At 64.2% G+C, this 11502-nt stretch carries 8 protein-coding genes and 1 tRNA gene; 5 read left to right on the top strand and 4 right to left on the bottom strand.

Features of this window, described 5'->3' with window-relative positions; all coding sequences use genetic code 11:
• Nucleotides 1–923: 923 nt before the first annotated feature.
• Nucleotides 924–1589 (top strand): hypothetical protein, encoded by a 666-nt coding sequence (locus AOT83_RS27650; protein ID WP_131726945.1) that lies wholly within the window; start codon nucleotides 924–926, stop codon nucleotides 1587–1589.
• Between the two features lie 820 nt (nucleotides 1590–2409).
• Here the strand turns inward: AOT83_RS27650 and AOT83_RS18625 are convergent.
• Nucleotides 2410–2482, bottom strand: a tRNA-Asn gene (locus tag AOT83_RS18625).
• A 225-nt stretch (nucleotides 2483–2707) separates the two neighbouring features.
• Here AOT83_RS18625 and AOT83_RS18620 point away from each other — a divergent pair.
• Nucleotides 2708–2956 (top strand): hypothetical protein, encoded by a 249-nt coding sequence (locus tag AOT83_RS18620; RefSeq protein ID WP_030095233.1) that lies wholly within the window; start codon nucleotides 2708–2710, stop codon nucleotides 2954–2956.
• Nucleotides 2957–2967: 11 nt separating this feature from the next.
• Here AOT83_RS18620 and dnaG read toward each other — a convergent pair whose 3' ends face one another.
• The gene (gene dnaG / locus AOT83_RS18615) at nucleotides 2968–4872 is read right to left on the bottom strand and encodes a DNA primase (RefSeq protein ID WP_057964099.1); all 1905 of its coding nucleotides are present in this window, start codon (nucleotides 4870–4872) and stop codon (nucleotides 2968–2970) included.
• Between the two features lie 25 nt (nucleotides 4873–4897).
• On the bottom strand, nucleotides 4898–6187 hold the full coding sequence (locus AOT83_RS18610) for a deoxyguanosinetriphosphate triphosphohydrolase (RefSeq protein ID WP_057964100.1): 1290 nt from the start codon (nucleotides 6185–6187) through the stop codon (nucleotides 4898–4900).
• A 60-nt stretch (nucleotides 6188–6247) separates the two neighbouring features.
• Here AOT83_RS18610 and AOT83_RS18605 point away from each other — a divergent pair, with 60 nt between their 5' ends.
• The 3 genes from AOT83_RS18605 to AOT83_RS18595 all read left to right on the top strand — a co-directional run bounded on the left by AOT83_RS18605 (nucleotide 6248) and on the right by AOT83_RS18595 (nucleotide 10104).
• On the top strand, nucleotides 6248–8281 hold the full coding sequence (locus tag AOT83_RS18605) for a TPM domain-containing protein (RefSeq protein ID WP_057964101.1): 2034 nt from the start codon (nucleotides 6248–6250) through the stop codon (nucleotides 8279–8281).
• A gap of 69 nt (nucleotides 8282–8350) precedes the next feature.
• Nucleotides 8351–9031: a GntR family transcriptional regulator gene (locus AOT83_RS18600; RefSeq protein ID WP_057964102.1), complete on the top strand. Its 681-nt coding sequence runs from the start codon at nucleotides 8351–8353 to the stop codon at nucleotides 9029–9031.
• A 50-nt stretch (nucleotides 9032–9081) separates the two neighbouring features.
• The gene (locus tag AOT83_RS18595) at nucleotides 9082–10104 is read left to right on the top strand and encodes a 1-aminocyclopropane-1-carboxylate deaminase (RefSeq protein WP_057964103.1); all 1023 of its coding nucleotides are present in this window, start codon (nucleotides 9082–9084) and stop codon (nucleotides 10102–10104) included.
• Here the strand turns inward: AOT83_RS18595 and AOT83_RS18590 are convergent.
• Nucleotides 10101–11495, bottom strand: coding sequence for an aspartate aminotransferase family protein (locus AOT83_RS18590; protein WP_057964104.1), 1395 nt, complete (start codon nucleotides 11493–11495; stop codon nucleotides 10101–10103). The genes AOT83_RS18595 and AOT83_RS18590 overlap by 4 nt on opposite strands.
• Nucleotides 11496–11502: the final 7 nt, after the last annotated feature.

Here is an 11502-nt window from a genome sequence, read left to right as displayed (position 1 = left end):
GGCGGGCCCCAATGGTATATTGAAACTACAGTCATTCTGGGAAGTCACAAGTGACGGCTTGCGCTTAACCAGTGTGATTCCGTTTGGAAAATGAGCGAAGGGATAATCAAGATGCTTGAGTATCCATCAGACAGTGAGATGGCCGATAATTTAGGCACCTCCCCCGTCATTTCTCTCGAAAATGACTTGTGGAAAAGGTCGATAAGTCATTCAGTAGGTAAAGAAGATCTAGTTTTGACGTATGACGAAACTGGTTTCGTGTGCTGGAAGGCATATTTTGAGAACCGGTTGATTCTGTCGTCATCAAGAGACCAGGCACGCTTAATCACGGTTTGGTCCAAAGACGGAGAAGCCTACATAGCGATAGACTTTGAGGGTGAGTTCGGCAAGGGGAGGGTAACTGTTCGTCTATATCCGGATATTTATATTGAAGACTTTCAGAGGCTTTAAATATGGTTCAACCCGTCGAACTTTTGGATCTAGATGACTAAAGTCATGTCGAAGCCAGCGAAGAGAACACGTCTCAACCTAATTAGGAACCGCCATGCCGCGTTCCATGTTGTCGCAGTACTGTCTACGGCTTTGATATTGAGCAGTTGCGAGCAAGCCGAAGGCGAGAATATTGAAGGAGTGGTTCGTGCTTTCAATTCCGCTGTGGACCGGGAAGATTACCCAGCCGCCCGAGCTTTGAGCTGCGGAAAGATGGCTTCCGATCTGTCGCGCTCCGATGATGAATTGCGAACTGGCCGAGATGTCGCGGGGCTGATAGGCGGGGTGAAAGCCCAGTTAACCGCGGTAGCGGCTCCTTACATCCAGGGTGACATTGCTCATGTTCAAATAACTGTGAAATATACCAGTCAGCTATCGGGTGTGAATGATGTAACTCGAAACTACGAACTCAATATGCAGAAAGAGAGCCCTGGGTGGAGAATCTGCTCATACGTGCCAGCCGCTCAATAGATCATCCGCTATTTTCATGGCATCGACAGGCTATCCGAAGCATGCTTCTCGGCAGCATATGCGCGGTTGTTCTTGCGTCGTGCGGTAACGACTCAACAACAGGGGGCACTCCAGCGAAAACGACCCAGGTGGAGCCGATAACGACCTCGTCGGTCGCCTCTGCCCCGGCCGCTGATTTTCCCTCAATCCGCGAAGTAGTGCCCCACTACGCCACCGACGTCCGGGACTTACGGCGCCTTGCCGGGCTGGCCGAAGCCGTGTTCGCTGGCACCGTATCCGAACAGTCCGGTGTCATCATCCGGTACGGACAGGCCAATACTCAGTTCAAGGTCAACGTGCTGCAGGCGTTGAAAGGTACACCCGCAAACACTGTGACTGTCGAACAGGAAGGCGGCCGTGACGAGAAAAAGAACACTACTTACATCATCAAGGACGACACACCGCTGAAGGTGGGCGGAACCTATTTGTTTGCTGCAACCTATCGTGAGAACGAACGCGTCTACAGCATCATTCCTGTCTATGGAAACACCCCGTTGACCGACGAACAGACCAGCGAACTGCAGGCAGGTAAGACACCACAACCGGTCACCGAGATGCGCGGAGCCGTCGCACACCAAATACCGTCATAGACGTAACCAACGACCCCTCAAGGCCAAGCTCGTCATACGAGCGGATATTCCGAGAAGCTGCCATTCTTCGTTTGCTGGCGGTAGCAAATCACATGGCCGTGTAGCGGGCGTCACCGCAAGTGAGAGTCGCCCGATCCGTATCAGATGAAGCCACCTAGCAACGTGGCATATCGTTGTGAACATGCACTATGGGGGTTCAGCAAGATCATTCTGGCAGTGGTGGGCAAAGGGGTTCATCGGCTCCCGTCGGCGGCAAGCAGTCGGTCATGCCCTGCAACAGTTCCTCTCGATGACCGTCCTGTTCGCGGCCATCGACGTGGCGACCTGGGAGAACGACAGATATACCTATGCGCTCCAGATCGCACTAATCGCTCTCATCGCGTACCCGGCCGGCCTACTTCTGAGCCGCGTCCAAAGTGAACGTCTCATCGAACATCAATGGGCACTGTGGGGAGTATCGCCCAGCTCGTACGGCGAGGCGCTGCGCGCGTCCTACTTCGGCGCGGCGCCCACTGATCCGTATGTGCGTTCGTCTGCAATACGGTTCATACAGATACACCAACGGAGAGCGCTGAGCCCGCTTACAGTGTGGCTGTCTGTCGCCGGATTGGCCGCGATCACGGGTTTCGTGCGATATGCGCTCCCTAGCGAACGTCCCTCCGCAGATTGGTTCGGGTATGTCTCGCTACTCGCCGCAGTCGCGCTGTACACATCGGCCCAGCCCTGGATACTCCGTCGGCGGCTCACGCTGCTACTAGCCGGTGAACGCAAAACTCCGTCTCCAGGAGGAGACGGAGTTCAAGACGTGGTTCCTGTTGCGCTCCCCCGCTTGGACTCGAACCAAGAACCGTCCGATTAACAGTCGGAAGCTCTGCCAATTGAGCTACAGGGGACTACCGGATCGCGTCGGTTTGTACCGCGAACCGAGGCATGACTTTAGCCTACGGGTAGGGGTGAAAGCCAAACCGTATGCCCGCCGCATCGCTCGCCTACAAGCGACAAAGACGGTGAACATCACGGTTGTCGCATAGAAGCGGGCAGATGTGACCTGCCTGACGCAGCCGTTCACAGCTGCGTCAGGCAGGATAGGGAGAACTTCGTTAGTTGGTGGAGGGTTCGTGATTCGGGTTTTGTTGGTGCTGGCCGCTGGCTACGTGCTGGGTGCGAAGGCTGGCCGTCGCCGATACGAGCAGATCGTCAATGGGTATCAGGCCGTCACCGGCAGCCCCGCGACCAAGAAGCTGATCGAGATCAGCCGTCGGCGCCTGGCCAACTCGCTGTCCCCTGACCCCCACATGGTCGAACTCACGCCGATCGATGAGACGACCATGATCTTGGAGCCCGAGCCTCAGCTCGACAACAAGTAGGAGCGCTGCCCCTACACCGAGAGGTCGTCGCCGCTGACCTGCTCGAGCAGGCTGCGTCGATACGCTTCCAGCGCCACCAGGTCACCGAACAACGCGTGATACTCGTCGGCGTGCTCCACCGGTGACATCCGCTGCAGCTTCGACTTCACCTCGGCCACCTGCCGCCCCACCCACACCTCTTGCAGCTTGGCCAGTACCGATCCGATGTATCGCGGCAGCCGCTCGTCGCTATCCACCTGGATGGCCTCGGCGGTCAACGCATTGATCAGCATCACCTGGTTCTGCGACGACGCGCTCTGGCGCACCTTGTCGATCCACTCCGCGCCGACGATCCCCGCAGCCGCACCACCGGCCGCCTCGATCGCGGTGCGCACCGCCACATATCCGGGGTGAGTGAAGCTGTCGGTGGTCAGCGAGTCGAACACCGGTCCGGCGAAGGCCGGGAACTGCAGCGCCGCCTTGAGCGCCTCGCGCTGCGGCCACAGCGTGGGGTCCTTGGGATCGGGCATGGCGACCTTGGGCGCCGCAGCGGGCTCGGCGCCGCGGGCACGACGGTCGGGTGACACCGATCCGCCCTTCGCCGCCTTACCGGCCTCCTCACGCACCCGCGCGAGGACCTGGGCCACGTCGTCCCATCCCACCCAGCCGGCCAGCTGCCGGGCGTACTCGTCACGCAGCGTCGGGTCCTTGATCCTGGCCACCATCGGCACACAGCGGCGTAGCGCGTCCACGCGCCCCTCGGCGATCTCCAGATCCGACTCCGCCAGCGCCGACCGGATCGCGAACGCGAACAGCGGGGTGCGGCGCGCCACCAGGTCCCGCAACGCCCCCTCGCCCGACTTGAGTCGCAGATCGCAGGGGTCCATGCCGTCCGGAGCCACCGCCACGAACGACTGGCCAGCCAGGTTCTGCTCTCCCTCAAAGGCTTTCAGCGCAGCCGCCTGTCCGGCGGCGTCCCCGTCGAAAACGTAGATGAGCTCGCCTCGGAAGTACGAGTCGTCCATCATCAGACGCCGCAGCATCGAGAGGTGCTCATCACCGAAGGCGGTGCCGCAGGACGCCACCGCCGTGGTCACCCCGGCCAGGTGCATCGCCATCACGTCGGTGTAGCCCTCGACCACAACAGCCTGGTGGCCCTTGGCGATATCCCGTCTGGCCATGTCCAGCCCGAACAGCACCGAAGACTTCTTGTACAGCATGGTTTCCGGGGTGTTGACGTACTTACCCGGCATGGTGTCGTCGTCGAAGATCTTGCGCGCCCCGAAGCCGATCACCTCACCGCTGCTGGCGCGGATCGGCCACAGCAGCCGCCGGTGGAACCGGTCGATCGGACCGCGGCGCCCTTCCTTGGACAGCCCCGCAGCTTCGAGCTCTTTGAATTCGAATCCCTTGCGCATCAAATGCTTTGTCAGGGTGTCCCACCCGGACGGTGCGTATCCGCAGCCGTATTGTTTGGCCGCCGCACCATCGAAATTGCGCTCGGTCAGGTACTGGCGCGCCGGCGCCGCCTCGGGTGAATCCAGCGCGGTGGCGTAGAACTCCTGCGCGGCCGCGTTGGCGGCGACGAGCCGCGCCCTGGTCCCCCGGTCGCGCTGCGCGGCAGTGCCGCCACCCTCGTAGTTGATGGTGTAGCTGATGCGGTCGGCCAGCCGCTCGACGGCCTCCACGAAGCTGATGTGCTCGATCTTCTGGATGAAGGTGTAGGCGTCACCGCCCTCACCACACCCAAAGCAGTGGAACTGGCCATGATTGGGCCGCACATGAAAGGACGGCGACTTCTCGTCATGGAACGGGCACAGCCCCTTGAGCGAGTCGGCGCCCGCGCGCTTGAGCTGAACGTAGTCGCCGACGATGTCCTCGATCCGGGTGCGCTCACGGATCGCCGCGATATCGCGATCAGGGATGCGTCCGGCCACCGAGCCAGCTTAGCCAACCGCGCCGTCACGCCCAGCTGGCTTGCACGCCCTGACTATCGCGGTCCACCCGCTCGAGCCGGCTTTCGGTGTACGAGGCGATCTGATCTACCACCACCCGGGTACGCGCCGCATCGTCGGCGGCGGCCTCGAACGCGGGCAGGAACACCGGATCCAGCGTGGCCGGAGCCCCCAATGCCAGCCACTGCGCCACCCGGTGAATGCGTTCACGCTGACGGGCCTGTACCGCAATATGCCGCGGATCGGACATGATGAATTGCAGCGCAAGCATTTTCAGCACGGCCACCTCGGCGGCGACCACGTCCGGCACGGTCAGCTGGGCCTCGAACCGCACCAGCGGCCCGTCCCCCGCCACCTTGCGGGTGGCCCCGATCGCGGCCGAGGCGAACCGGCCCACCAATTCGCTGGTCAACCGCTTGAGGGCCGCCGAAGCAGTCAGGGTGCCGTCGTACGGGCCGATCGCGGCGACCACCGGCAGCGTGGCCAGCCGCGCGGCGGCCTCCTCCAGTGCGCCCTGCTCCAGCCCACCGAATGACTTCACACCCAGCTCCGCGAGCACCTGGGCCTCCCCCCGCGAGGCCAGCACCCGCAGATCGATACGCCCGGAGATCACGCCGTCCTCGACGTCGTGCACCGAATAGGCGACGTCATCGGACCAGTCCATGATCTGCGCTTCCAGGCAGCGCTGCCGCGACGGCGCCCCGCCACGCACCCAGTCCAGCGCCGCGCCATCCTCGACGTAGGCACCGAACTTTCCGCCGCCCGGCGGACGCAGCCACGGATACTTCGTCGCCGCATCCAGCGAGGCACGCGTGAGGTTCAACCCGGCGCTGTTGCCGTCGGCATCAACAACTTTGGGCTCCAGCCGGGTGAGAATGCGCAGATTCTGGGCGTTGCCCTCGAACCCACCACGGTCGACCGCGACCTCATCGAGTGCACGCTCACCGTTATGCCCGTAGGGCGGATGGCCGATGTCATGCGCCAGCCCGGCCAGGTCCACCAGATCCGGGTCGGCGCCCAGACCGGTGGCGATACCGCGGCCGATCTGCGCCACCTCCACCGAGTGAGTCAGCCGCGTGCGTGGAGTGTCACCCTCGCGAGGGCCCACCACCTGCGTCTTGTCGGCCAGGCGACGGAACGCGGCGCTGTGCAGAACCCGCGCCCGGTCCCGCGCGAAGTCGGTCCGGTACTCCGAAGACGGGATGTCGACGATGGCCGCCGTCTTGGGTGTTTCGGTGACGACGCGTTCACGGTCGAAATCGGTATAGGCGTCCTTGTAGGCATCCTGTGTACGCATCGTGGGCACCAGTCTGCCAGGACGGGTCCAAGCGACGCGCGAGGCATTAGATTGGCGACCATGCGTCTGCTGCGTGCCCTCGGGAGCCTGCTGGGAGTCATGATCGCGATGCTCACGGTGTTTGCCCCCACCCTGTTGCTGGCGCCGGCGGCCAGCGCCGACCCGCCCTTCCGGATACCCGCCTACGTCACCGACCGGGCCGGGGCGCTCAAGAACCCGACGAAGGTGCGCAACGCGATCGATCAGCTCTACGACGCACAGCACGTGCGCCTCTGGGTGGTGTACGTCAAGGATTTCGACGGCGCCGACCCGGTGACGTGGGCCAACAAAACCCTCAAGGCAAGCGGATTGGGAGATCGCGACGCGTTGCTCGCTGTGGCCACCGAAGAGCGCAGTTACGCGTTCCAGGTCGCATCCGAGATCAAGAACGTCAGCGATTCGGAGATCGAGGAGCTGCGCACCAACACGATCGAACCGGCGCTACGGGCATCGGATTGGGATGGCGCCGCCATCAACACCGCCAAGGGCCTGGAATCGGCCGCCGCATCGTCATCCTCCATACCCTGGAAGCCGATCCTGGCAGCGCTGGTCTTCGGAGCCGTCGTGGTCGGCGCCTTCATGCTGTACTCCTGGTTCCGCACCCGATCCCGTCGGCGCGCAGAGGTCGAGGCCGCTAAGGGCATCGACCCGACCAACGCCGAAGCTCTTGCCGCGCAATCGGTCGACGCACTCGATGGTCTGTCGAAATCGATTGTGGTGAACGTCGACAACGCCGTGCGCACCAGCGAGGCCGAACTCACGCTGGCCGTCGAGGAATTCGGCACCGAGCAGACTGCACCCTTTCAGCAAGCCGTCGATTCCGCGAAAAAGGCTCTTGCTCAGGCATTCTCCGTGCGTAAGCAGCTCGACGATTCCGTCCCGGAGACGCCGACGGAGCAGCGCCGCCTGCTGATCGATGTCATCACCACCGCCGCACGTGCCGACCGCACCCTCGATGATCAGTCCAATGCCTTTGACGCGCTGCGGAACCTGGTGATCAACGCACCCACGAAGTTGGACACGCTGACCCAGCAAGTGGTCGCCACCACCGCTCGGATACCCGAATCACAGCGCATTCTCGAGCAACTGCGCACCCAGTTCGATGCCGCGGCCCTGGCGTCGATCGTCGACAACATCACCGAGGCCACCGAGCGCACCACGTTCGCCGACTCCCGGATCACCCACGGCCGGGAACTCGCTGCCCGCCCCCTGGAGGGCCAGCAGATGAATCTCGTCGACGCAGTGCGCGGGGCCGAATCGGCGCTGAACCAGGCCGCCGCACTCTTGGACGCGGTGGACAACGCCGCCAACAACATCCGGCGCGCCATCGACGCACTGCCCGCGGCGATCGCGGACACGAAGTCGGGCATCGCCCAGGCCGAGGAACTCCAGCGGCAGGGTTCAGTGCCCCGTGCCGACGAGCTGACGAAGGCCCACGACAGGGCTGCCGCGGCCGTGGCCGACGCCGAGAGAGTTGGGCCCACCGATCCGCTGACCGCCTTCACCCACCTGGCCACGGCCGATGCCGAGCTCGACAAGCTGCTGGCCGCCGTGCGGGAAGAAAAGGACGCCGCCGAACGCCGCGCCCGCGCCCTCGATCAAGCCATCGCCACCGCCCGCCAGAAAGTGAATGGGGTCAACCAGTACATCGGGCTGCATCGGGGAGCCGTCGGCTCCGCCGCGCGCGGATACATCGCGGAAGCCGAACGCAGCATCGCGACGGCCGAGGCCGCCCGCCAGTCAGATCCCTCGAACGCCATTCTGTGGGCCAATCGGGCCACCGAGCTGGCGACACGTGCCGAAGGCAGCGCGATCCAAGAGGTGCAGGCGGCCCAGTCCTATTACAGCAACGGGTACGGCAACTACCGCGGATACAGCGTGGCGGGCGATGTGGCCGGCAACGTCGCGGGTGCCGTGATCGGCGGCATCCTGCGCGGCATGCTCAGCGGCGGATCAAGCCACCACAGCTCCTGGTCCGGGTCGGGCTCGTCGTCTTATGGCGGCTCGTCGCGATCCTCCGGCTCGAGCTTCCGGGGCGGCGGCGGCCGCTTCTAGCAGGCCGTCCCCGCTCGAAATTTCACCCAACACTTGACGACACGCCGCTGTCGATGTGCAATATATTGCATGCCGGTACCACCCTCGGAAGGCGTGATGGCGCGCTCGCTACTGCGCGACGATGCCTACAAGGCCCTGCGCACGGCCATCGTGGACGGGACGCTGGCCCCCGGTGAGCGGCTGCGCGATGACGAGCTGAGCCGCTGGCTGGGCGTGAGCCGGACCCCGATCCGTGAGGCGCTCTCCCGGCTGGAACACGCCGGTCTGGTCCAAACCCAACCGGGACGGCACACCATCGTCAGCCCCATCGACATCCGGGAGGCGCGTGCCGCGCAGTCCGTTGCCGCGGCGATGCACGAGCTCGCCGTGCGCGAGGCCATCACCAACATCTCTGCCGGCGATCTGGCCGCGATGCGGCTCGCCAATACGCGATTTGCCGCCGCCCTGGATGCGCACGATCCCGACGCCGCCCTCGCCGCCGACGACGAGTTCCATGCCGTCGCAGTCGAAGCCAGTGCGAATCCGTACATCGCCGCGGTACTGGAGCAGGTGACCCCCGTGCTGCGCCGCCTGGAACGCGTCAGGTTCGCCAGCCGCGACGGGCGTCATTCCGTGGCGCTGCACGAGCAGATCATCGCGCGCTGCGAAGCAGGCGACAGCGAGGGCGCCGGGCGTGCCGCCCGCGACAACTGGCACACCCTCATCGCGGCACCGGAGGCCACCGAATCCGGAGAACGCGGCGCGGGCTGAACACCGCTCCCCCACAACGCCATTCCCAATAGCCGAGCCAGGAGAACGCCTTGTCGATCCATGATTTCCCCCGCTACCCACTGACCTTCGGCCCCAGCCCGGTGCACCCCCTGGAGCGCCTCAGCCGTCACCTCGGCGGCGCCAACATCTGGGCAAAACGCGAAGACTGCAACTCCGGGCTGGCCTTCGGCGGCAACAAGATACGCAAACTCGAGTACATCGTTCCCGACGTGCTGGCCAGCGGCGCCGACACCCTGGTGTCGATCGGTGGCTACCAGTCCAACCACACCCGTCAGGTGGCGGCCGTCGCGGCCGTGCTGGGGATGCGCTGTCACCTGGTTCAGGAGCGCTGGGTGGACTGGGAGGATCCCGTCAACGACAAGGCGGGCAACATCCTGTTGTCGCGGATCATGGGAGCCCAAACTCAGCTCGACCCTTCGGGATTCGATATCGGCATCCGCCAGTCCTGGGAAGACGCGCTCACCGCGATCGAGAACTCCGGCGCCAAGCCCTACCCCATCCCCGCCGGTGCGTCCGAACACAAGTACGGCGGTCTCGGCTTCGCCAACTGGGCGTATGAGGTAGCCGCACAAGAGGATCAGCTAGGCGTGTTCTTCGACACCATCGTCGTATGCACGGTCACCGGGTCTACCCACGCGGGCATGATCGCGGGATTCGCCGCACTCGCCGATGCCGGCGGACGGCCACGGCGAGTGCTGGGTATCGACGCATCGGCCACGCTCCCGAAGACCACCGACCAGGTCACTCGCATCGCCCGGCACACCGCCCAGCAGATCGGCCTCGAACGCGACCTGCGCCCCGACGAGATCACCGTCCTGGAGGGATGGGCGGGCGAGGAGTATGGCGTGCCCGTCGATTCCACCGTTGAGGCGATCAAACTCTGCGGACGCCTCGAAGCGATGATCACCGACCCGGTGTACGAGGGCAAGTCGATGGCAGGCCTGATCGACCTCGTCAGCGACGGGACGATCGAGCGGGGCTCGAATGTCCTATACGCACACCTCGGCGGCCAGCCCGCGCTGAACGCCTACAGCAGCGTGTTTCCCGGCTAGCTCGCGTACCCGTCGGTGACGTTCAGCGCCTCGTCGATGATCGAGAGCCCACGCCGCAGATCCTCTTCGCTGATGATCAGCGGAGGCGCCACATGCGTGCGGTTGAAGTGCGTGAACGGCCATAGGCCACTCTTCTTGCACGCCGCCGCGAAGGCGTTCATCGGCGCCGCGGCCTCACCACTGGCATTGAACGGAACCAGCGGCTCACGAGTCTGCTTGTCGCGCACCAGTTCCACAGCCCAGAACAAGCCGCGGCCGCGGATCTCGCCGACGCTCGGATGGGTCTGCACCCAGCGCTCCAGTTCCGGACGCACCACGCGCTCACCGAGATCGCGCACCCGCTCCAGGATCTTGTCGTCTTCGAACACCTTGATGGTCTCGACGCCGACCGCGCAGGCCAGCGGGTGACCGGAGTAGGTCAGTCCACCCGGGTATGGACGGTGATCGAAGCTGGTGGCGATGGCATCGGAGATCACCACACCGCCCAGCGGAACATAACCGGAGTTGATGCCCTTGGCGAAGGTGATGAGGTCTGGTGTGACGTCAAAGGCGTTGATGGCGAACCATTCCCCGAATCGCCCGAAGCCGACCATCACCTCGTCGGCGATGAAAACCAGGCCGTACCGGTCGCAGATCTCCCGAACTCCGGCCAGGTAACCCGGCGGCGGCACCAGCACACCGTTGGTGCCGACCACCGACTCCAGGATGATCGCGGCGATGGTGGGCGGGCCCTCCAGGTTGATCACCTGCTCCAGATGCTCCAGCGCCCTTTGGGTTTCCTCCTCCGGCGAGGTGGCATGGAACACCGAACGGTAGGCGTACGGCCCGAAGAAACGAACCACCGAGTTGTCACCCGGGTCGTTGGCCCAGCGGCGCGGCTCACCCGTTAGCGACATCGAGGTGGTGGTGCCACCGTGGTAGCTGCGGTATGCGGACAGCACCTTGCGGCGACCGGTGTGGTGGCGCGCCATACGGACCGCGTGCTCCACGGCCTCGGTGCCACCGTTGGTGAAGAACACCTTGTTCAGGGTTCCGGGTGCACGCTCGGCCACCAGGCGGGCGAGCTCACCGCGCACATCGTTGGCGAAGGCGGGCGCAATGGTGGCCAGCCGGCCGGCCTGACGCTGGATGGCGTCCACCAGACGCGGATGCTGGTGTCCCAGATTGAGGTTCACCAGCTGCGAGGCGAAGTCCAGGTACTCCTTGCCGGTGTAATCCCAGAAGGTCGCACCCGCACCACCGGCGATCGGCAGCGGGTCGATGGCCGCCTGCGCGGACCACGAGTGGAAAACGTGCCCACGGTCGTCGGCGCGAACCTGCGCCTCGGCCGCCGGTGCCTCGATCGGCGCGCTGGCGGGATCGATTCCGATGTGATTCTGGACGTCAGTCATTTCTGCT

It is taken from the genome of Mycobacteroides sp. H001 (assembly GCF_001440005.1).
In the GTDB taxonomy this organism is placed as follows: domain Bacteria; phylum Actinomycetota; class Actinomycetes; order Mycobacteriales; family Mycobacteriaceae; genus Mycobacterium; species Mycobacterium gwanakae.
The sequence above is the reverse complement of the archived record's forward strand: the minus strand, read 5'-3'. Positions and strand labels throughout refer to the sequence as shown.